Origin of the sequence: Sanguibacter sp. 25GB23B1, from assembly GCF_040012415.1 — a bacterium.
Taxonomy (GTDB): Bacteria; Actinomycetota; Actinomycetes; order Actinomycetales; family Cellulomonadaceae; genus Sanguibacter.
Window position 1 is genome coordinate 153,029 of record NZ_JBDYKL010000003.1, and the last position, 19,247, is coordinate 172,275.

Consider the following 19,247-nt stretch of genomic DNA (forward strand, 5'->3'; position numbering starts at 1 on the left):
GACGACGTCGCAGACGATGCCATGCACCTCAGAACGCGGCCAGAGCCTCGATGTTCACTGACTCAGCGCTCAAGGTGATCTGGCACCTTAGGGTCGTGAGGTCGAACCGCGATGCTCCGTCCCAGTCGAAAGCACAGACCTGTCCTGACGGATCGTCGCTCCAGGCGGGATCGAGGATCAGCGGCTCGTCGTCTTCGTCCCACCGCCGGATGCGCGCGCCGGCGAATCGCATGATGACGAAAGGGATCGCGACCGTCACGATGTCGGGCGCGTCGGGCGGCGCCGGGCCCCTGACCACCACCTGACACCACAACCACTAGACATGACACCACGATGGTGTCACAGTGGTGACATGGAACTCGGACAATACGTCAACGACCTCCAGCGGCAGCTGGTCCAGGCCGCAGAGAACGGCGGGGACGACACCCGCGCCGCCGCCGAGCGGCTCGCCGCCGGACTCGACGCCGCGACCCGCCTCGTGCTGCTCGACGTCCTCTCGGCCGCCGCCGGCGAGATCACCCGCGACCTCGCCCCCGGCTCGGTCGACGTCCGGCTCCGAGGACGCGAGGTCGAGTTCGTCGTCACCCAGACGAGCAACGAACCGGACACCGACGCCGACGAGCGGCCCGCACACGTCGACCTCGACGACGTCAGCACGTCCCGCACCACGCTCCGTCTGCCCGACGCCCTCAAGGTGCGGGTCGACGAGGCAGCGGCGACCGACGGTCTGTCCGTCAACGCCTGGCTGGTCCGCGCGGTCGCGTCCGCGCTCCAGCCCAAGCAGCGGCGGTCCGCTCAGCGCACCCTGCGCACCGGCGACAGCTTCGCAGGCTGGGCCCGCTAGCCAGCCTGCCACACCACCACCTCCACAGCCCCACCCACCAGCCACGCGGACCCGCGGGGCGGGACGAGCACACCCACATCCAGGAAGCGCCATGCCCACCTACGACACGCCCACACCGATCGACCTGGCCATCAACCTGCAGGTCGGCGCGATCGAGATCGTCGCCGGCGACCGCTCCGACACGGTCGTGACCGTGAGCCCGACCAACCCGACCAAGGCGGTCGACCGCCGGGCTGCCGAAGAGACCACGGTGACGTTCGACGGCACCCGCCTCACCGTCGTCAGCCCCAAGCCGCGCTTCAGCTGGATCGGCCCCAGCGAGTCGGTCGACGTGCTCGTCGAGCTCCCCGCAGGGTCCCGGCTCACCGCGGAGACCGCGACGGGCGGCGTCCGGACCACCGGTCGGCTCGGTGCGACGCGCATCAAGAGCGCGATGGGACCGGTCGACATCGAGTCGACGGGAGACCTGTGGTTGCGCGCCATGCACGGCAACGCGACGGTCGGCGTCGCCGACGGCGGGGTCGAGATCATCGCCGACCACGGCCAGATCCGCGCCGGCACCATCACCGGCGACGCGATCCTCAAGGCCTCGCACGGCACCGTCCTCATCGGGGAGTCGGGCGGCGACCTCGACGCGAAGCTCTCCTACGGCGACCTCGATATCACGACGGCGCTCGGCTCCGTCACGGCGAAGACCGCCTACGGGAGCATCCAGCTGCACGAGATCTCCGCCGGCTCCATCCAGGTCGAGAGCGGCTACGGAGCCATCACCATCGGCGTCCGCGAAGGCGTCCCCGCATGGCTCGACGCCGCGTCGAAGGGCGGCCACGTCCGCAACCAGCTCGCGGCCGACACCGGCCCGACCGCCTCGGAGGAGGCCGTCGCGGTCCGCGCACGCACCCAGTACGGCGACATCACCATCCAGCGCGCCCGCTGACAGCCCGGCACCTGCCGGCTCGGGTGACAGAGAGGAAGGACGAACAGATGACCAGCACAGCGATCGACGTCCGCGGGCTGCGCAAGTCCTACGGCGACAAGACGGTTCTCGACGACGTGGACCTCACCGTGAGCGCGGGCACCGTCACTGCACTGCTCGGGCCGAACGGCGCAGGGAAGACCACCACCGTGCACATCCTGGCGACGCTCGTGCACCCGGACGGCGGGACCGCGACGGTCGCGGGCTGCGACGTGGTCCGCGACCCCGACGGGGTCCGCGCCGCGATCGGCCTCACCGGACAGTTCTCCGCCGTCGACGGACTCCTCACCGGCGAGGAGAACCTCCTCCTCATGGCCCGGCTGCGCCACCTCGGCACCAAGCGGTCGAGATCGCGTGCGGCCGAGCTGCTCGAGCAGTTCGACCTCGTCGACGCCGCACGCCAGCCCCTCGCCACCTACTCCGGCGGGATGCGACGACGCCTCGACCTCGCGATGACTCTCGTCACGAGACCGGACGTCCTCTTCCTCGACGAGCCCACCACGGGCCTCGACCCGCGCAGCCGCCACACCATGTGGGGCATCGTGCGCAGCCTCGTCGCCGAGGGCACCACCGTGCTCCTCACGACGCAGCATCTCGACGAGGCGGACCAGCTCGCGGACCGCATCGCCGTGCTCGACGGAGGTCGCATCGTCGCCGACGGCACGCCCGACGAGCTCAAGCGCCTCGTCCCGGGCGGCCACATCCGCCTCCGGTTCACCGACGCCCCGGCCCTCGAGTCGGCCGTCCGCCTGCTCGACGAGTCCTCCCGCGACGACGCCGCGCTCACGCTCACCGTGCCGAGCGACGGCGGCGTCCGCACCCTGCGCACCGTGCTCGACCGCCTCGCCGCGGCCGACATCGAGGTCGACGACCTCAGCATCCACACCCCCGACCTCGACGACGTGTTCTTCGCGCTCACCGGCCGGGTCGACGCCAAGGGAGAGCAGTCATGACCACCATCACCGCCCACGGCTCCTCGGCGACAGGGCCGACGGCCCCACGCACGAGCCAGACGTACGTCGTCGCCGACGCCGTCACGATGCTGCGCCGCAACCTCCTGCACGTCGTGCGCTACCCCGGGCTGTCGATCTTCACCATCGGCGGACCGGTCGTCTTCCTGCTCCTGTTCGTCTACGTCTTCGGCGGGACGCTCGGGGCCGGGCTGCCCGGCGTCGGCCCGGGCGCCGGCCGGGCCGAGTACCTCGCGTACGTCGTCCCCGGCATCCTCGCCATCACGATCGCGGGCACGGCAGGCGGCACCGCGACGACCGTCGCGATGGACATGACCGAAGGCATCACCGCACGGTTCCGCACGATGGCGATCTCGCGCGCCGCCGTGCTCGCCGGGCACGTGCTCGGCAACACCATCCAGGGGCTCATCGCCCTCGTGCTCGTCCTCGGGGTGGGGCTGCTCGTCGGCTTCCGACCGACTGCCGGACCGGTCGAGTGGCTCGCGACGCTCGGCATCCTCACGCTCGTCGCGTTCGCGATCACCTGGCTCGCGGTCGGGATGGGGATGCAGGCGAAGTCGGTCGAGACCGCGAGCAACTACCCGCTCCTGCTCACCCTCCTGCCGTTCCTCGGCAGCGGGTTCGTCCCCACGGACTCGATGCCGGCCGGGATGCGGTGGTTCGCCGAGTACCAGCCCTTCACACCGATCATCGAGACCATCCGCGGGCTGCTCCTCGGCACACCGCTCGGCTGGAACCCGGCGCTCGCGATCGGCTGGTGCGTCGTCATCACCGTCGCCGGGTACGTCTGGTCGATGACGATCTACGAGCGGAGGTCGGTGCGCTGACCGGTCCCCGGCACGTCCGGCTCAGCCTCGTCGACCGCAGCGTCGACGAGGCTGAGCTGCAGGAGCGTCGTCCCCAACCAACGGTCGAACTTGAGCCCGACGTTCTCGAGGCGCCCGACCGTACGGAAGCCGAGCCGGGTGTGCAGGGCGAGGGACGCGGTGCTCTCCGCGTCGGCCACCACGGACACAACCTCGCGGGCGCCCGCCGCGCGCGCGAGGTCGAGGACCTCCGCGAGGAGCCGGGTGCCCACGCCGCGGCCCGTCGCGGCGGGGTCGAGGTAGATGGTGTCCTCCACCGTGTATCGGTAGGCCGGGCGTACGCGCCACGGGCCGACGTACGCGAAGCCGGCGACCCCGATCTCGTCGATCTCGGCCACGAGGAAGGGCCAGCCCGCAGCCGTGATCGACTCGAGCTTCGCCGCCCACAGGGTCTCGCCCGGCGGCTCGGTCTCGAACGTCGCCGTCGTCGTGCGGACGTGGTGGTCGTAGATGCGGGCCATCGCGGGGACGTCCTCGGGCGTCGCGACACGGAGCACGGTCGCGGGGCGGGGTGCGACTGTCATGCGGGGACGATAGACCACCTCGCACGGAGAGTCGGGCGACTGTGACGGATGTCGCGCGACCGCCCCCGTCCGGCAGCACACCGGGTGAAGAAGATCTCGCACCCATCCGGACCCCGACCCGCTCCGAACCTCCCGTGACAGACGCACACCACCTGGCACGACGGAGGACACCTCATGAAGACGTCACTTCCCCTCATCCGCCCGACCGCGGCGTTCGCAGCGGCGATCGCCCTCTCGATCGGGCTCGCGGCCTGCAGCGCCGACACGGACGACGCCTCGACCTCCAGCGAGACCACGCAGAGCGCCGAAGAGTCCGAGGGCACGGACGACATGGCCGACATGGACATGGACTCCATGGCTCCCGTGAGCACGGGCGACCCGTTCGCCGACGCGCGGACCGCCGCGCAGCACATGCCCGAGACGGCCGCCACGCTCGCCGGCGGCTTCGTCACCGCGCTCGACCTGCCGGGCGACGCGATGTCCCCCGCGGCAGACCTGCGCTCCGGTCTGACCTCGCTCCTCCAGGAGCACGTCTACCTCGCCGGCATGGCCGTCGCCACCGCCTACACGGCCGGTGCCGACTCGGCAGAGTTCGGCCTGGCCGCGGACACCCTCGACATGAACTCCGTCGCCCTCTCCGAGGCTGTCGGCGAGCTCTCCACCCCCGAGCAGGAAGAGGCCTTCCTCGCGCTGTGGCGTGAGCACGTCGGCTACTTCGTCGACTACGCCGTCGCCGTCAAGGGTGGCGACATGGCCGGCAAGGACGCAGCGCTCGCCAGCCTCCAGGGCTACACGGTGAGCGCCGGTGCGTTCTTCGAGGACGTCAGCGGCGGGGCTCTCCCGGCCGCCGACATCGCGATGAGCCTCGAGATGCACATCACGACCCTCTCGGCCGCGATCGACGGCTTCGCCGCCGGCACCCCGGACGCGTACGCCCTGCTGCAGACTGCAGCGAGCCACGTCGGTGAGGCAGCGGCGGTCATCTCGACCGGCCTCGACACGGCCGCCGACCTCGAGGGCGACCCCAACGACGAGGCGTCCTCGCTGCGAGCCACGCTCACGGCGGGCCTCCAGGAGCACGTCTACCTCGCCGGGATCGCCGTGTTCACGGCGTACACGACCGAGGGTGGCACGGAGTCCGAGGCGTTCTCCGCCGCGGCAGGCGTGCTCGACGCGAACTCTGTCGCCCTGTCCGAGGGCATCGGTTCCCTCGCGGGTGCGGAGAACGGCACCGCGTTCCTCGAGCTGTGGCGCGAGCACATCGGCTTCTTCGTCGCGTACGCCAACGCGGTAGCCACGGGTGACACCGCGGCGACCGAGCAGGCGCTCATGGACCTCGACGCGTACCGCGGCGTGGCCGGCGACTTCTTCGAGGGCATCTCGAACGGTGAGCTGCCGTCCGAGGCCATCGCCGACGGGCTCGCCATGCACGTCCAGACGCTGGGTGGAGCGATCGACTCGCTCAACACAGCACTCGTCCAGGGCTGACACCTGGTGACCGGGTGGCGGGACGTGGAACGACCGTCCCGCCACCCTTCGGCTCGTGACAGGTCGCTCGGCACGGCACAATGGCCGGATGACCTCGACCGGCCCGCGTGGCTCCAGCGCGCCGTCGGACCGTGACGAGCGGTCCCGACGGCTCGCCGGTCTCGTGGCCCGGGTCGCGACCGGCGACCGCGACGCCTTCGAAGCCTTGTACGACGAGACGTCGCCCCTGGTCCACGGCACGGCGCTGAGGGTCCTGCGGGACCCTGACCTCGCTGCCGAGCTGACCCAGGACGTCATGGTCGAGGTGTGGCGCACCGCGCCCCGCTTCGACCCCGAGCTCGGCAGCGTCGTCGCCTGGATCGCGACGATGGCGCACCGTCGGGCGGTCGACCGCGTGCGGTCGGTCCAGTCGCAACGGACCCGTGACGACCTCGTCGGGGTCCGGGACTACAGCCGGCCGTACGACGACGTCGCCGAGACGGCCGAGCACAACGAGGAGCGGGACCGGGTGACCGACTGCCTGGGATCGCTCACCGATCTCCAGCGGGAGGCAGTCATGAGCGCGTACTACGGAGGACTCACCTACCGTGAGGTCGCCCAGGACGCCGGCGTGGCCCTGCCGACCGTGAAGTCCCGCATCCGGGACGGGCTCAACCGGCTCCGCGACTGCTTGGGGGTGGACCTGTGAACGACGACCAGAACGACGACCGCCGCGACGAGGTCCGTGACCTCCTCGCAGCATGGGCCCTCGACGCGGTCGACGACGTCGAGCGCGCCACCGTCGAACGTGCCCTGCGGGACGACCCGGCCCTCGCGGCCGAGGCGCGGTCCCTGAGGGAGACGACGGCGCTGCTCGCCGCGTCCGGCTCCGCACCGGCGCCGGCGCACGTGCGCGGGTCGGTCCTCGACCGGATCGGCACGACAGCACAGGTCGGGACGGTTCCGTCCGGACCGGTCCTGACCAGCACGTCCGGGGCAGGCACGGCTCGGAGCTCGCGTCGTCGGCCGGTGGGCCGCTGGCTCGCGGTCGCTGCCGCGTTCCTCGTGTCCGTCGGTATCCCGGCAGGGATCGCCGTCCAGCAGTCGCAGCGTGCCGACCGGGTGCAGGAGCAGGCCGAGGCCGTCGCCGACATCCTCGCCCGGCCTGGCGCACAGGTCATCCAGTCCGACGTGACCGGCGGCGGTCGAGCTGTCGCCGTCGTGGCCGGGAACGACGCCGTCTTCACCGCGGCGGACCTGCCAGAACTCGACGACGGCGACTACCAGCTGTGGGTCGTCGCCGAGGGCGCACCGGTCTCCGCCGGGGTGCTCGACCTGTCCGACGGCGCCGCGACCGCCAGCGTCTCGACCGTGCCCGACGGCGCCGCGCTGGCGCTGACGGTCGAGCCCGTCGGCGGCTCGGAGCAGCCGACGACCGAGCCCGTAGTCGTGCTCGCCGCCGGCTGAGCCGCCTGCGACCCGCGCCACCTGACCGGTCCGGTCGACCCGTTCCACCCCTCACTTCTCCCTGCGCGCCCGCGACAGGGTCCGTTCGTCGTGCCCGGCTCCCCCGCGACCGGCACACCACCCCAGAGACGGAATCCCCGTGACGACGATCGAGCACACCTCGCCCCCGGCCGGACCGCCGCCCACCGAGCCGGCCGCGTCCACTGTCCCGCCGTCGCGCTCGGTACCGGCCCGCGGCTGGGTGGGTCCGCTCCTGCGGCGCCTGCACTTCTACGCCGGGATCCTCGTGGGACCGTTCATCGTCGTCGCCGCGACGAGCGGCGCGCTCTATGCCCTGAGCCCGCAGCTCGAGCGCGTCGTCTATGCGGACGAGCTCTCTGCACCGTCGGTCGAGGCACCGCAGAGCCTCCCGCCGCTGAGCCTCGAGATGCAGGTCGCGGCCGCGCAGGAGGCGACCGGGGGCGAGGAGACGATCCTCGCCGTCCGCCCCGCTCCCGAGATCGGCGACACCACCCGGGTGCTCTACGCGGCCGAGGGCCTCGGTGCGAGCGAGGCCCGCACGATCTTCGTCGACCCGGGCAACGGGGAGATCCGGGGTGACCTCGTGACCTACGGGACGAGTGGCGCCCTGCCGCTGCGGACGTGGATCGACGACCTGCACCGCAACCTCCACCTCGGCGAGACCGGCCGGCTGTACTCCGAGCTCGCGGCGTCATGGCTCGGTGTCGTGTCGCTCGCCGGGCTCGGGCTGTGGATCGCCCGGTCGCGGCGGCAGCGGGCCGGGAAGAGGGCCGAGCGCGCCGCCGCCGCTGGGACTGAGACCGCCGGGGCGCCGGGACGTGCGTCGGGCTACCGAAGGACTCGGAGCCTGCACGCGACGACGGGCATCTGGGTGCTCGGTGGGGCGCTCTTCCTCTCGGCCACCGGCATCACGTGGTCGCAGCATGCCGGCGGGAACGTCGGCGAGCTGCGCTCGGCGCTCTCGTGGTCGACACCGTCCGTGACCGCCGACCTGGCCGGCGGCAGCGCTCCCGGCGAGCACACAGAGCACTCGGGTACCGAGCACGCCGAGCACTCCGGCGCGACGGCGATCGAGCCGGCCGCGACCGCCGAGCCCGGGCTCTTCGACGACGTCCTTGAGGTCGCCCGGGGCGAGAACGTGAACGTCGGCCTCGTGGAGATCACGCCACCGGCCGCCGCGGGCGAGGCGTGGACCGTGACCGAGATCCAGCGCAGCTACCCCACCGAGGTGGACGCCGTGGCCGTGGACGGCGAGACGCTCGCGGTGACGGACCGCGTCGACTTCGACGACTACCCCTTCGCCGCCAAGCTGGCCCGCTGGGGCATCGACATGCACCAGGGCACGCTCTTCGGCCTCGTCAACCAGCTCGTCCTCGTCGCCGTCGCCGGGGCGATCGCGCTCATGGTCGTGTGGGGCTACCGGATGTGGTGGCAGCGCCGCCCGACGCGCCGGCCCGGCCGACCGGTCGGGAAGGCCCCCGCCCGCGGGACGTTCCTGCGCACCCCGTGGTGGGGACAGCTCGCCGTGCTCGCGGTCGCCGCGGGGGTCGGGCTCTTCCTCCCGCTCGTCGGCGTGAGCCTCGTCGCGTTCCTCGTCATCGACGTGCTGCTCGGGCGGCGAGAGGGGCGCGCGGCGAAGGTCGATCGGTGACGATGGTCAGACCGCCCGCACCGAGGGCCCTGCGCTCTTGCAGCAGGTACCCCGGTGCATCCTGGGCAGGAGTAGCTCACGGGGATGAGACCCTCGTGAGCGACGACCGTGTCCGCGCGCCCGCCTCCGGAGCGGTCCAGGACCAGGTCGACCGCGAAGCACGCCGCCGCGTGCAGCACCAGACTGCGGCACCCTGCGACGAGCTGACCGCCCACCTGAACAAGCTCGACCGGGAGTGGGAAGTCAAACGGGCGCTCGAGGTCAACGCCTCCAGCCTGATCCTGCTTCATCCGTGGTCGCCGGGGTGAAGACCCGGAGCTGCCGGTTCCTCCCCCCGGCGCTCGTCGCAGCGTTCCTGCTGCAGCACGGTCTGCAGGGCTGGTGCCCTCTCCTCCCGGTCCTTCGCCGCCTGGGCTTTCGCCCCCAGCGTGAGATCGACGCCGAACGCACCGCCGTCTGGCTGCTCCGCGGCCTGCGGGCGCCGCATCCCTTGCCACATGGCGGCACGGTCATCACGGTCTGTGCGGCCGAGGCTCCCCGCGTTACGTTGCCATATCAAGTCAAGCACTGGGCTCTGAGGACGTCTTCGCGGCCGCCAGCGCACCTTCGAGACCGTCCTCTGGTTCCTCGTATGAGGGGCGGGTCCGACCGGCGCGGACTGCGCGCAAGCGCGTAAGTCGGGTCCGACCCCAAGGCGTCAGCGTCCAGTAGGTGTTGCGGTCGGCGACCGCGCGCTTCTTCACGCTCTGTGTGATCAGCCCGAGCGCGTCCAGTTGCACAAGAACGACCTCGAAGTCGCTCTCGCTTGGAGTCGCGGAATCGATTTGAACGCCGATGATGCCCTTCTTCTTACCAACACTCCCTTCAATTTCTGCCGGCTTGAGCTGACGAGTGAGCCACTTCCGTACTTGCTCCACCATTTCATCGTGGCACAACGTGTTTACCGCTGCCCGGAAGCGCTTCAGGAGCGCGGCCTGCGGTGCTTCATTGAGCATGCTCGTGCCGAGCTCTGCTAGAAGATCGTTCCACGTAATGGAGACGTCGACTTCGTAGGTTTGATAAGAGGCTACATTCGCTTGTGCCGTAAGGTTGGAAATCCTCGCTTGCACCCGGAAGGCGAGATCAAAGGTTTCGTCGTGATCTGCGAGTCCGGCGACTCCCGCTGGTGGCGCCACCGCTTGGCGGGCCAATTGAGCTTCCAACTCGGCTGCCTTCGCTTGCGCGGCCGAGAGCATCCGCAACGTCTCTGGGGAGTCGCCCGCGTCCCCGCGAACCCATCCGATCGCAGGATACGACTTGGTAAAGATGGCGAACGATAGGGCAATTTTGCCTGCGAGGTCTTCCGCGCTCGTCCAGTATTTCACGTGCTTTGCCCGTTTTACCTTAGCCGCGAAGAGTTCGAGTCTCGATCTAGCGGTACTGTCGAGATCGCTTTTCCCCACGGGTATAGTGTCGGGCGCGCCATGCAGAAAAGCCATTACTGGCTTTCCGGTGTCCTGTGCGTAGTCGTATTCCTTCTCCGTGAAACTGACGCCCTCCTCTGTGACCGAGCCGTAGCGGCCACCAACAATTAGAAGGTAGTAGTCAGACTCGTCAATCACCCGTTGAATCAAGGTCCAGGCTTCATCGTCGGCCGCTGGGAAGAGCTCCATTCCGGCTGGCATCGCTCCAAGCTGCAGCAGCGCTGAGATTACGGCCTGCCGCTCCTCCACCAAGTCGGTGTAGGTGGAACTCACAAACACTTGGTATCGCTCCTCAGCCATGCCACAGAGGATAGCCGATGCCTGGGACCACTGAGCCAACTCGTTGCTATGGCTCAGCGGCGCGATGCGCGTCGCCAAGGGACGTCTTAACGATGGACACCGTTCCCAGTGTTGGAGTGACATCCGCTCCTACGGGTGTACGTGCAACCTGTGAAGTTGCCGGCCAAAGTGGCCCCCTCGATGTCTCCTCGGCTAATAGAACCGTGCGAGCGTTCCAGCCTGAGAGAGCGCAGGGCGAACGCAGGCTGCGTGCCTCTCTTCGGGGTCAGGCTGTGCGGCGCGCCCTGACCACCGTGTCGTTGATCGTGATCTCCTCCCCCTCGTGGACGTGGGTGCGGCTGGGCGACGCGTTGGTGACGATCTCCCACGCGTCCGGGTCGAGCGACTCGATGACGGCCTCGCCCGCCCAGAAGAAGTCCTCGTCGAAGTGGCTGCGCAGCGCGGTCTCGCGATCGGACAGGTTGTGGCCGACGATCAAGAGGCTCCCGCCCGGCGCGACAGCAGCCGCGAGCCGAGCGAAGAGCGGGATCCGGTCAGCACTGGGCAGGTGCATGAACTGCGCGGACACGAGGTCGTAGATCCCGTCTCCCGGCTCCCAGTCCATGACGTCGGCCCGCTCCCAGCTGATGCGCGCCGCGACGTCGGCACCCTCCTGCACGGCGCGCTCGGCACTACGGGTCAGGGCGACCTGGGAGTGGTCGACCGCCGTGACCGTCCAGCCGCGCTCAGCGAGCCAGATCGCGTCGGCTCCCTCGCCGCTGCCGACGTCGAGCGCCCGGCCAGGCGTGAGGTCGACGGCCTCGGTCACGAGGTGGGGGTTGGGCCTCCCGCTCCAGATCGCGGGGGACGAGCTGTAGCGCTCGTCCCAGAATGCTGCGTCGAACACGTCGCTCACAGTCCGTGCCTCCTGTTCCCGAGCACGAGCTCGGCGTTGCGTGCTTCTGCCGCGGCCGAGAAGGGTTCTCGGCGGTTCTCCACGGCACGTTCAGTGTCCTCCGCGACGAGGTCGGCGTTGATCGACGCGCCAGCAGCCAGGCCGCCGGCGGCCGAGACGATGACCTGCGCGGAGAGGTCGGTGACGTTCCCGGCGACCCACACGCCGGCGACGTCGGTCACGCCCATCGCACCGGACGCGATGTACTCGCCCATGCCCATCGGGTGAGGCGTGGGGGTCAGACCGAGCTGGACGAGGATCGTCGACCGGGCGCGGAAACGCGGGGCGACCACGGCCGCCCGGAGCGGGATGACCGTCCCGGAGGCGAGCCGCACCCCTGCGAGGTGGTCGTCGGCCACCTCGAGCCCGGCGACCGCGCCGTCGATGACCGCGACGCCGCGCGCAGCGAGCTTCTCCCAGTCCTCGTCGGAGGGCTCGAACGCGTCGTTGAGGAACAGCGTGAGGTCCGGGGTGATCTGGCGAAAGAGCAGCACCTGGTGCATCGCCATCGGGCTCGACGCGACGATGCCGACGGGCTGGTCGCGCACCTCCCACCCGTGGCAGTAGGGGCAGTGCAGCACGTCGCGACCCCACCGCTCGGCTACCCCGGGGATGTCGGGGAGCTCGTCGACGAGGCCGGTCGTCACGAGGAGTCGGCGCGCTCCGACCCGGCGACCGTCGGCGAGGGTGACGACGAAGCGGTCGCCCTGACGGCGGGCTCCGACGACCTCGCCGTCGACGACGGTGCCACCGTAGGACTCGACCTCGGCGCGACCGGCGGCGACGAGCTCACCGGGCGGCATGCCGTCGCGGGTGAGGAAGCCGTGGACGCCTGCCGCGGGGGCGTTGCGCGGTGTGCCGCTGTCGACGACGAGGACGGAGCGACGCGCGCGGGCGAGGACGAGGGCGCCGTTGAGGCCTGCGGCTCCTCCACCGACGACGAGGACGTCGACGGTGCTGGGGATCGTGGCAGGTGCTGTGCTCGTGCCCGTGCGCGGGGCGGGTGATGTGACGTTCTGGGTCATGGGGGACCACCTCCATGACGACCATGCACCCGGGGCACCGAAAACAGCAAAGAAGTTTGCCACTATGGCAATCCAGGAGCAGGATGGGGACATGGAAGACCTTGATGACGTCATCACCGCCGTCGGCCCGCGCCTCCGCGCGCTGCGCGCGCGGCGCGAGATCACGCTGTCCGAGCTGTCGGCCACGACAGGGATCTCGGTGAGCACGCTCTCGCGCCTCGAGTCCGGTCAGCGGCGCCCGAACCTCGAGCTGCTGCTGCCCCTCGCCCGGGCGTACGAGGTGCCGCTCGACGAGCTCGTCGGCGCACCGGCGACCGGCGACCCGCGAGTGCACATGCGGCCGATCGCGACGGGGTGGGGCGCGACGATCATCCCGCTCACCCGGCGGGCTGGCGGCGTCCAGGCCTACAAGCACATCATCCCGGGGACGAAGGCCGTCCCCGCGCCGAAGACGCACGAGGGCTACGAGTGGATGTACGTGCTCGACGGCAAGCTCCGGCTCATCCTCGGCGACCAGGACCTCGTCCTCCTGGCAGGCGAGGCCGCCGAGTTCGACACGCGCGTACCCCACTGGTTCGGCAGCGCCGACGCCCGACCCGTCGAGATCCTCAGCCTCTTCGGCCGCCAGGGCGAGCGGGCGCACGTGAGGGCACGACCGGCGCAGTAGTCGGCGGACTCAGAGCAGGACGAGGACGGCCACGAGCACAGCGGTCGCGGGGGCGGCCAGGGCGAGGCCCCAGGCCAGGGGCTCGGCGGCACGCCGGGCGACGGCGTCGGCCACGTCGCCCATGACGAAGAGCATCCCTCCGACGAGAGCCGTGACGGCGGCGTCGACACGGAGCACCTCATCGTCGAGAAGGACTGTCGGCGCAAGGACGAGAGCCACGGCGGCGCAGGCGACGAGGATCGAGAGTGCGAGCGACGGCCCCGCCGTGCGCATCAGCGGTGCCGCAGACCGAGCCAGTGCGACGACCACGAGCAGGAAGAGGCCGAGGGCGACGAGCAGGCCGTTCGACAAGACGACCTCGCCACCCTGCCGGAGCGCCATGACACCCAGGAGGACGAGCGCCGTGCCGACGACGCGGACGATGATCGGGATCGAGCGATAGACGACCAGGAGCCGGCGGGCACGGACGATCCCTGGGACGGAGGCCATGCCGAGGCTGTTGGCGTAGGTGATCGGCTCCCCGAACGCGGCGTACGGACTGTCCCCCGTCTCCGCGCAGTGCGCCTCGACCACGGCGAGGGCCGCCACCGTCTGAGTCCCGTCGACAGCCGCGCGGCTCAGGTGCACCATGAAGGGATCAGCCCAAGCCACGTCCACGTGCGGTGCAAGCGTGCGCTCGAGCGCGTGCCGACGTTCAGCGGCAATTCTCCATGGGCTCCGAATCACTCGGAACGCTCGACACGGCTGGTGCGGCGCTTCGTCAGTGCCTCGACAGCAGCCGCCGCTCCATAGGCACCGAGGAAGACACCGAACGCGACGAGCACAGCGCCGATGACCCAGAGACCTGAGTCGTCCGTCGCCGCAGACGTCGCGACCCACCCGGCCGTGAAGCCGATCCCCACCCCGAGCGCGGTCGGCAGGGCGCCCAGGCGCAGCGCGCCGAGGACCGTGAGGACGAGCAACGTCACCGCGGCGCCGATGACCTGCCACGCCTCGTAGGGGCCGGTCTGGTTCCCGTCGGCGTCGGTGTCGTACGTGGTGTCCCAGCCGAGCCAGGCGAACCAGGTCCCGGCCGCGAGGACGGCCAGGAGCGCGATCAGGGCGAAGCGGCCCGTACGCGCGCGAGCGGAGCGGGACGCACTCTCGTTGTCAGTCGGCATGGCGGGACTCTAGCTCAGCGTCGGAGGTGATCAGGCAGGACGGGCCGCCGAGCGCGGGGCAGGCCCTCGATCACGAGGAGGTAGGAGTCGGTGACGAGCTCCTCGAGGAGGCTGCGCGTGATGGTCGGGCCGGCCGTGACGGAGATCCAGTGCTTCTTGTTCATGTGATAGCCGGGCGTGATGGTGGGGAACTCTCGCCGGAGCTCCTGCGCGTCGTCCGGGTCGCACTTGAGAGTAATCATCGGAGCGCCGACGCTTCCGCCCATCAGGAGAAAGACGCGACCGACCACCTTGAAGACGTCGGTCTCGGGACCGAAGGGGAACTCGTGCGAGACGTCCGGGAGCTCGCGCGCTGCGGCCATGGCCGCCTCGTGGAGCGTCAGCCCGTCCATGTGGTCTCTGTGCGTCATGGCGTGTCTCCCCACCCGAGGGCGAGAACGATGTCGAGGCCCAGGTTCGTCTCGCGGTCGAGGTCGGTGCGCCGTTCGAAGCCGGCGGAGAGCGCGGTCCGCTGAGAGCCGACGTTGTCGGCCGTGGTGCGGGCGATCAGCGGGTACTCGGCGAGGTGCTCACGCCACAGCGTGACGCCTGCGCGTGCTGCCTCGCCGGCGAGGCCACACCCCCAGACAGCGGGCGTGAAGCGGTAGTAGAGGTTGACGACGTCCCGGCCGACCCACCGTGACCAGCGCAGGCCTGCGAAGCCGATCGCTTGCCCGGGGCCGTCGACCGACGGACGTTCGGGGTCGCGCAGGCGCACGGTCCAGTAGCCGAAGCCGAACTCGTCCCAGTGCGCGCCGAACCAGGCGAGCCGTTCGACCGCCTCGCCTCGATGCCGCATCGGGCGGAGCGGGTTGTGTCGGTTGGTCTCCGGGTCGGAGTGGATCCGCCAGATCGCGTCGACGTCCTCGGTGCTCGGTCGCGAGAGCACGAGGCGGTCGGTGACCGGTTCGGTCACAGAACGCGGGAGCGCAGTCAGGGCGGTGAGCACGGAGCCAACGGTAGCGAGCGACGCTGACATCAGGTCAGCGCGTCTCCATCCGCCTGCGCTTCTCCTCCGCGATGACGACGCTCGGCTGGACATAGGCCGGGACGTCCGCCTTCTTGAGGCGCTGGATAGCCGCGGGACCACCCAGCTCGTCTCTGGCGGCAGGGTTCTCCAGGTAGAAGTTGAGGACCTGGTTGGTCAGGACGGGGTCGATGCCGAGGAGGTCCCGTCGGATCAGCCACTCGAAGGGGACGTCCTGGCCGTCGCCGAGAGACGTGCTCGCACCCGCAAGACGACGGATGCGGACCACGATGCCCTCATAGCTCTGATCAGGCAGTCCATCGTCCGGGCTCACCTCGGCAACCTGGTCCCACCGGGCGGAGTACCGACCGCGAGTGCCGTGGAACACGACCCCGTCAGCGGTGAGGAGCAGCCCACGCTTCCGCCGGCCCGTGCGCAGCAACGTGACCGCCCACCACAGGACGCCCGCTGCAGCGCAGACCCCGAGCGGACCAGCCGCCTCTTGCCGGTAGCCGCCGACCGACGAGAAGGGGATGACGAGGATCATGACGGCCGCGCCGAGCAGACCCCCGACAACACCCAACCACGACAGGGCCCTCATCCCACGCGCGTAGGGAAGGAACAACCCTCGTGGATACGGACCCAATGTAGAGATCCGTACCCCGCGCGACCATCGAATCCGTCGACGAATCCTGTTGCGATGCAAGGGAAAGATCACGAGCAGAACCAGGACTCCGATCGTCAGGACTCCGTACGCTTCGGGTCCGACATCGTCCCGAGCGAGCGCACTCGCGGTTCCCCAGACGACCAGGGAGCTGAACGTCACGACCCCGAACAGCATGACGAATGCCTCCGTCCTGCGTGTCTGGTCGAACTGCTCAGGCCATGGAAGGTGACGAAGCCTTCCCCTGGGACCCGATCCGCTCCGTCTGGAGATGAGCTCCCTGAGCATCAGGTCACCAGCTCCCACATGAATGACGCACCGTCCGCGATCCAGGTCCCCGTGGCACGCACCGTGTCCGCGGCCCAGTCCACACCGTCGTCGACCTTGGCCTTCACGTCGTCTGACACCCCGTTCTCCCAGAACCACTCTGCGGTCCAACCGAGGGTGATACCCAAACCCGTCGCAGCGATCGCCACGAGGACGACCGGACCTGTCGCGAACGCGAACGCGACCACCATGCCGGTCACCGTCGCGGTCGTCGCCCCGACCAGGGCGGTGCTCACGTCCTTGCCGTTGTGCACGTCCCACCCGATGCCGACGAGGGTCACCACCGTGCCGATGACGGGAAGCCGTCCGCCCCACAGGCGACCGGCTCGCGAGTAGCGCGACTGCTTGAGCTCCTCGGACGCCACACGAAGCTCGCTGGCCGCGCTCGACCTGAGGCTCTCCTGGAAGACGCGCTCGGACGGGGTCCAAGATGCCTGATATCTGAGGTCGAGGAGCTCGACGCGCTTGGCCAGCCGCGACGTGTGCTTCGTAAGTTTCTTTGTCTGGGTGCTGTACGAGAAACCTTGGAACGCACCCACGAACGTCCCCGACACCAGTCCCCACCGGATCGCCGTCGCGTCGGGGATCGTCTTGATCGCGGCGATCGCGTCCGCCCGGAACTGCGCGATGGTCGCGGTGTCCGTCTCGGCCTGCGCGTACGCCGCCACCTTCGCGTCGTGCTCCGCGAGCGTGACCACGTGCCGGTCGAACGGTGTCGCCGCTCGTGACGAGGTCGCACCGACCACGAGGGGTCCGCGGGGTGCCACTGGCGCGGGCCCCGGCTCGTGGATCTGGTCGGCGACCACTACGAGACCAGCGAGCGTCGCCGCCGTCCGCACGGCAGCCATGTCCTTCTGCGCGGTCTCGAGCGCCGCAGCAAAGTCGTTGAGCCCCGTCGCGGCGGTCTGAGCATCGGTGTCGAGGTCGTCGCCGTGCCGCGTGAGGGTCGTCATGACGGACTGGAAGCCCCAGCTCGCGTCGCCGTCCCAGTCCGCACCCGCGGTGGTGCGCGCCGCGGTGAGGTTGTCCGTGTAGCTGGAGACGGCGAGCGCGAACGTCGAGCGCAACCACGTCGCGACGGCCCGGACGGCGACCGGGTCTCCGGGGACGGTCGTGTCGATGGGCATCAGGGCACCGTCACGAGCAGCGAGTCCGCAGAGCACTGGTCGGCACCCGCGTAGGTGGAGCTCGACGTGGTGAGCCGTGCCGCGGCCTCGAGCGCGTCGCCGGAGAGGACGGACGCTGCAGCGACGAGGTCGGTCAGCAGCGCCGCGATGAGGAGCTCTGCCTCGCCCGCGGACGGCACCGCGGGGACGAGCGGCGCGAGGTCTTCGAGGACGTCGGAGCCGGACGTCACTGTCGTCGCCAACCCGGTGAGCGTGCCCTCGGCAGCGGAGACACCGCCGGAGAGCATCATGCGGCGGCCGTCCGTCGCAGGTCTGCGGGGAGCGACACGTCGACGAGGACGAGGTCGTACGGCTGGCTGTCGTTGATCTCGTCGAGCGTCTGCGTCGGGACCAGCGCCCACGGCTGGTGCGGCCCGCACCCGGTGAGGAGGCGGTCGAGCGCCGTGTACACGAGGAGCGCGAGGCGTCCGTCGTCGACGCGGCGGAGGTCGATCAGCAGCGAGCCGTCCGCGGCCGGGCCGGCGCTCGGCACGTAGAGCATCGGTGGCAGCGGTGGGCGCGGGGTCTCGTGCACTGCTCCGGCAGTCATGGCTCCCCCTGGTGGTCGGTTCGGGCGTTATGGCAGGCTAGCCCGGCGGAACGGACCGTCGGGAGTTGTCCACAGGCCCGGTCCTGCGGCTCAGCGCGCGCTTCCCGCCCGCATCTCGCATGATGAGGGTGGGGGAAGTAGGCGAGGATCATGACTGATGCGCTGCACGTCGTCGTCGACGGAGAACACGTACGCCGGTCCTTCGGCATGCTCACTGCTCATCTGCTCGCGCCCGAGGCGAACGAGGTCCTCCTCGCGGAGTTCGCGACGCTCCCGGTCGAGGAGCGCGTGTGCATCCTCGCGGCCACCCGGACGATGTGGCACATCTTCGCCAACGACGCCGCGGTGCTCGGCGCGTACGGCGGCTCCCTCGAGACGGCACTGCGCGAGACCCGCACCCAGACCGACGGCGACTACCTCCCGGCCCTCCCCGTCGCTGTCGCCGTCGCCAACCGGTTCGACGACGCCCTGTCTCTGCGAGGATTGACCCTCATCGACCCTGAGCTGGTCGACGAGATCGGCGACCACCCCGCGCACGCGCTCGGCGCCCTCGGGTACTTCCTGCGGGCAGCGAGCATCGTGCTCTGCGCGTGCGCCGTGCAGCGACGCTGCAGCGTCTCGGACCTGCTCGCGGCAGTCGGACAGCGCCTCGCGCTCGCCGCATGAGAGAGGAAGTACATGGCACGCAGAGCAACGGGACGCGTCACCCGCACCGGACCTGACGGCGGCTACGAGATGACCCTCACCCGCACCTTCTCGGCACCGGTCGAGGACGTCTGGGCGAGCCTCACCGAGTCCGACCGCACGGCCGGCTGGTTCGGCCCGTGGCGCGGCGACGCCCGTGCCGGCAGCACCGTGCAGGTCCAGATGGGCTTCGAGGAGAACGTCCCCTGGAGCGACGTCCGCATCGACGCCTGCCAGCCGCCCCGCCGCCTCCTCGTCTCCCTCATCGACGACTCCGGCGAGTGGAACCTCGAGGTCATGCTGTCCGCCGGCGAGCACGGCGGCACGCTCCTCGAGCTCATCCAGCACCTCGACGACCCGACCGTCGCCGAGAACAGCGGCCCCGGGTGGGAGTACTACCTCGACATGCTCATCGCCTCGCGCGACGGTCTGCCGCTGCCGGAGTTCAGCGACTACTACCCGTACCAGGTCGAGCACTTCGCGTCGCAGGCGCGGTCGGCCAAGCGCTCTTAGG

25 protein-coding genes are annotated in these 19,247 nt (G+C 70.3%); 12 read left to right on the forward strand and 13 right to left on the reverse strand.

The annotated features are described in order from the left end of the window. Positions 1-28: 28 nt before the first annotated feature. Positions 29-301, reverse strand: coding sequence for a hypothetical protein (locus ABKW26_RS03250; protein WP_348590996.1), 273 nt, complete (start codon positions 299-301; stop codon positions 29-31). A 51-nt stretch (positions 302-352) separates the two neighbouring features. Between ABKW26_RS03250 and ABKW26_RS03255 the strand changes: the two genes are divergently transcribed. From ABKW26_RS03255 to ABKW26_RS03270, 4 genes are all read left to right on the forward strand, one after another. Further along, the gene (locus tag ABKW26_RS03255) at positions 353-844 is read left to right on the forward strand and encodes a histidine kinase (RefSeq protein ID WP_348590997.1); all 492 of its coding nucleotides are present in this window, start codon (positions 353-355) and stop codon (positions 842-844) included. A 91-nt stretch (positions 845-935) separates the two neighbouring features. Then, positions 936-1,781: a DUF4097 family beta strand repeat-containing protein gene (locus ABKW26_RS03260; protein ID WP_348590998.1), complete on the forward strand. Its 846-nt coding sequence runs from the start codon at positions 936-938 to the stop codon at positions 1,779-1,781. Positions 1,782-1,828: 47 nt separating this feature from the next. Next, the gene (locus ABKW26_RS03265) at positions 1,829-2,773 is read left to right on the forward strand and encodes an ATP-binding cassette domain-containing protein (protein WP_348590999.1); all 945 of its coding nucleotides are present in this window, start codon (positions 1,829-1,831) and stop codon (positions 2,771-2,773) included. Continuing rightward, positions 2,770-3,618 (forward strand): ABC transporter permease, encoded by an 849-nt coding sequence (locus tag ABKW26_RS03270; RefSeq protein ID WP_348591000.1) that lies wholly within the window; start codon positions 2,770-2,772, stop codon positions 3,616-3,618. The genes ABKW26_RS03265 and ABKW26_RS03270 overlap by 4 nt, the downstream gene beginning before the upstream one ends. Here ABKW26_RS03270 and ABKW26_RS03275 read toward each other — a convergent pair. Continuing rightward, positions 3,594-4,181, reverse strand: a complete 588-nt coding sequence (locus tag ABKW26_RS03275) for an N-acetyltransferase family protein (RefSeq protein WP_348591001.1) — start codon at positions 4,179-4,181, stop codon at positions 3,594-3,596. The genes ABKW26_RS03270 and ABKW26_RS03275 overlap by 25 nt on opposite strands. A gap of 174 nt (positions 4,182-4,355) precedes the next feature. Here ABKW26_RS03275 and ABKW26_RS03280 point away from each other — a divergent pair, with 174 nt between their 5' ends. The 5 genes from ABKW26_RS03280 (at position 4,356) to ABKW26_RS03300 (ending at position 9,095) form a co-directional block, all read left to right on the forward strand. Next, positions 4,356-5,669 (forward strand): hypothetical protein, encoded by a 1,314-nt coding sequence (locus ABKW26_RS03280; RefSeq protein ID WP_348591002.1) that lies wholly within the window; start codon positions 4,356-4,358, stop codon positions 5,667-5,669. An 88-nt stretch (positions 5,670-5,757) separates the two neighbouring features. Beyond that, positions 5,758-6,357, forward strand: a complete 600-nt coding sequence (sigK, locus tag ABKW26_RS03285) for an ECF RNA polymerase sigma factor SigK (RefSeq protein ID WP_348591003.1) — start codon at positions 5,758-5,760, stop codon at positions 6,355-6,357. Beyond that, entirely contained in the window at positions 6,354-7,115 is a 762-nt protein-coding gene (locus ABKW26_RS03290) for an anti-sigma factor (RefSeq protein WP_348591004.1), read from the forward strand. Before sigK ends, ABKW26_RS03290 begins: the two co-directional genes overlap by 4 nt. Before the next feature lie 139 nt (positions 7,116-7,254). Then, on the forward strand, positions 7,255-8,787 hold the full coding sequence (locus ABKW26_RS03295; protein ID WP_348591005.1) for a PepSY-associated TM helix domain-containing protein: 1,533 nt from the start codon (positions 7,255-7,257) through the stop codon (positions 8,785-8,787). 95 nt (positions 8,788-8,882) lie between these two features. Then, positions 8,883-9,095 (forward strand): hypothetical protein, encoded by a 213-nt coding sequence (locus ABKW26_RS03300; RefSeq protein ID WP_348591006.1) that lies wholly within the window; start codon positions 8,883-8,885, stop codon positions 9,093-9,095. A gap of 252 nt (positions 9,096-9,347) precedes the next feature. Here the strand turns inward: ABKW26_RS03300 and ABKW26_RS03305 are convergent, their stop codons facing one another. The 3 genes from ABKW26_RS03305 to ABKW26_RS03315 all read right to left on the reverse strand — a co-directional run bounded on the left by ABKW26_RS03305 (position 9,348) and on the right by ABKW26_RS03315 (position 12,509). Further along, positions 9,348-10,550 carry a DUF4062 domain-containing protein gene (locus ABKW26_RS03305; protein ID WP_348591007.1) on the reverse strand — a complete coding sequence of 401 codons (1,203 nt, stop codon included), beginning with the start codon at positions 10,548-10,550 and terminating at the stop codon, positions 9,348-9,350. Between the two features lie 265 nt (positions 10,551-10,815). Continuing rightward, positions 10,816-11,436: a class I SAM-dependent methyltransferase gene (locus ABKW26_RS03310; RefSeq protein ID WP_348591008.1), complete on the reverse strand. Its 621-nt coding sequence runs from the start codon at positions 11,434-11,436 to the stop codon at positions 10,816-10,818. Positions 11,437-11,441: 5 nt separating this feature from the next. After that, a complete protein-coding gene (locus tag ABKW26_RS03315) occupies positions 11,442-12,509 on the reverse strand; it encodes an NAD(P)/FAD-dependent oxidoreductase (RefSeq protein ID WP_348591009.1) in 1,068 nt (355 codons plus the stop codon). A 91-nt stretch (positions 12,510-12,600) separates the two neighbouring features. Between ABKW26_RS03315 and ABKW26_RS03320 the strand changes: the two genes are divergently transcribed. Continuing rightward, positions 12,601-13,176, forward strand: a complete 576-nt coding sequence (locus ABKW26_RS03320; RefSeq protein ID WP_348591010.1) for an XRE family transcriptional regulator — start codon at positions 12,601-12,603, stop codon at positions 13,174-13,176. Positions 13,177-13,185: 9 nt separating this feature from the next. Here ABKW26_RS03320 and ABKW26_RS03325 read toward each other — a convergent pair whose 3' ends face one another. The 8 genes from ABKW26_RS03325 to ABKW26_RS03360 form a co-directional block, all read right to left on the reverse strand. Further along, the gene (locus tag ABKW26_RS03325; protein ID WP_348591011.1) at positions 13,186-13,806 is read right to left on the reverse strand and encodes a hypothetical protein; all 621 of its coding nucleotides are present in this window, start codon (positions 13,804-13,806) and stop codon (positions 13,186-13,188) included. Between the two features lie 92 nt (positions 13,807-13,898). Beyond that, on the reverse strand, positions 13,899-14,336 hold the full coding sequence (locus ABKW26_RS03330) for a hypothetical protein (RefSeq protein WP_348591012.1): 438 nt from the start codon (positions 14,334-14,336) through the stop codon (positions 13,899-13,901). A gap of 14 nt (positions 14,337-14,350) precedes the next feature. Further along, on the reverse strand, positions 14,351-14,746 hold the full coding sequence (locus ABKW26_RS03335; protein ID WP_348591013.1) for an MmcQ/YjbR family DNA-binding protein: 396 nt from the start codon (positions 14,744-14,746) through the stop codon (positions 14,351-14,353). Continuing rightward, a complete protein-coding gene (locus ABKW26_RS03340; RefSeq protein ID WP_348591014.1) occupies positions 14,743-15,324 on the reverse strand; it encodes a GNAT family N-acetyltransferase in 582 nt (193 codons plus the stop codon). The genes ABKW26_RS03335 and ABKW26_RS03340 overlap by 4 nt, the downstream gene beginning before the upstream one ends. Before the next feature lie 34 nt (positions 15,325-15,358). Continuing rightward, positions 15,359-15,943, reverse strand: coding sequence for a hypothetical protein (locus ABKW26_RS03345; RefSeq protein ID WP_348591015.1), 585 nt, complete (start codon positions 15,941-15,943; stop codon positions 15,359-15,361). A gap of 350 nt (positions 15,944-16,293) precedes the next feature. Further along, positions 16,294-17,460: a hypothetical protein gene (locus tag ABKW26_RS03350; protein ID WP_348591016.1), complete on the reverse strand. Its 1,167-nt coding sequence runs from the start codon at positions 17,458-17,460 to the stop codon at positions 16,294-16,296. Continuing rightward, a complete protein-coding gene (locus ABKW26_RS03355) occupies positions 17,460-17,750 on the reverse strand; it encodes a hypothetical protein (protein WP_348591017.1) in 291 nt (96 codons plus the stop codon). Before ABKW26_RS03355 ends, ABKW26_RS03350 begins: the two co-directional genes overlap by 1 nt. Beyond that, positions 17,747-18,049 carry an SAV_915 family protein gene (locus tag ABKW26_RS03360; RefSeq protein ID WP_348591018.1) on the reverse strand — a complete coding sequence of 101 codons (303 nt, stop codon included), beginning with the start codon at positions 18,047-18,049 and terminating at the stop codon, positions 17,747-17,749. Before ABKW26_RS03360 ends, ABKW26_RS03355 begins: the two co-directional genes overlap by 4 nt. A 150-nt stretch (positions 18,050-18,199) precedes the next feature. Between ABKW26_RS03360 and ABKW26_RS03365 the strand changes: the two genes are divergently transcribed. After that, positions 18,200-18,715 carry a hypothetical protein gene (locus tag ABKW26_RS03365; protein ID WP_348591019.1) on the forward strand — a complete coding sequence of 172 codons (516 nt, stop codon included), beginning with the start codon at positions 18,200-18,202 and terminating at the stop codon, positions 18,713-18,715. A 12-nt stretch (positions 18,716-18,727) separates the two neighbouring features. Next, on the forward strand, positions 18,728-19,246 hold the full coding sequence (locus ABKW26_RS03370; protein ID WP_348591020.1) for an SRPBCC family protein: 519 nt from the start codon (positions 18,728-18,730) through the stop codon (positions 19,244-19,246). Position 19,247: the final 1 nt, after the last annotated feature.

Coding starts and splice junctions, on each gene's coding strand:
- ABKW26_RS03255 (WP_348590997.1), top strand. CDS start 353: ATGGAACTCGGACAATACGTCAACGACCTCCAGCGGCAGCTGGTCCAG.
- ABKW26_RS03260 (WP_348590998.1), top strand. CDS start 936: ATGCCCACCTACGACACGCCCACACCGATCGACCTGGCCATCAACCTG.
- ABKW26_RS03265 (WP_348590999.1), top strand. CDS start 1,829: ATGACCAGCACAGCGATCGACGTCCGCGGGCTGCGCAAGTCCTACGGC.
- ABKW26_RS03270 (WP_348591000.1), top strand. CDS start 2,770: ATGACCACCATCACCGCCCACGGCTCCTCGGCGACAGGGCCGACGGCC.
- ABKW26_RS03275 (WP_348591001.1), bottom strand. CDS start 4,181: ATGACAGTCGCACCCCGCCCCGCGACCGTGCTCCGTGTCGCGACGCCC.
- ABKW26_RS03280 (WP_348591002.1), top strand. CDS start 4,356: ATGAAGACGTCACTTCCCCTCATCCGCCCGACCGCGGCGTTCGCAGCG.
- sigK (WP_348591003.1), top strand. CDS start 5,758: ATGACCTCGACCGGCCCGCGTGGCTCCAGCGCGCCGTCGGACCGTGAC.
- ABKW26_RS03305 (WP_348591007.1), bottom strand. CDS start 10,550: ATGGCTGAGGAGCGATACCAAGTGTTTGTGAGTTCCACCTACACCGAC.
- ABKW26_RS03315 (WP_348591009.1), bottom strand. CDS start 12,509: ATGACCCAGAACGTCACATCACCCGCCCCGCGCACGGGCACGAGCACA.
- ABKW26_RS03320 (WP_348591010.1), top strand. CDS start 12,601: ATGGAAGACCTTGATGACGTCATCACCGCCGTCGGCCCGCGCCTCCGC.
- ABKW26_RS03325 (WP_348591011.1), bottom strand. CDS start 13,806: ATGGTGCACCTGAGCCGCGCGGCTGTCGACGGGACTCAGACGGTGGCG.
- ABKW26_RS03330 (WP_348591012.1), bottom strand. CDS start 14,336: ATGCCGACTGACAACGAGAGTGCGTCCCGCTCCGCTCGCGCGCGTACG.
- ABKW26_RS03335 (WP_348591013.1), bottom strand. CDS start 14,746: ATGACGCACAGAGACCACATGGACGGGCTGACGCTCCACGAGGCGGCC.
- ABKW26_RS03345 (WP_348591015.1), bottom strand. CDS start 15,943: ATGAGGGCCCTGTCGTGGTTGGGTGTTGTCGGGGGTCTGCTCGGCGCG.
- ABKW26_RS03350 (WP_348591016.1), bottom strand. CDS start 17,460: ATGCCCATCGACACGACCGTCCCCGGAGACCCGGTCGCCGTCCGGGCC.
- ABKW26_RS03355 (WP_348591017.1), bottom strand. CDS start 17,750: ATGATGCTCTCCGGCGGTGTCTCCGCTGCCGAGGGCACGCTCACCGGG.
- ABKW26_RS03360 (WP_348591018.1), bottom strand. CDS start 18,049: ATGACTGCCGGAGCAGTGCACGAGACCCCGCGCCCACCGCTGCCACCG.
- ABKW26_RS03365 (WP_348591019.1), top strand. CDS start 18,200: ATGACTGATGCGCTGCACGTCGTCGTCGACGGAGAACACGTACGCCGG.
- ABKW26_RS03370 (WP_348591020.1), top strand. CDS start 18,728: ATGGCACGCAGAGCAACGGGACGCGTCACCCGCACCGGACCTGACGGC.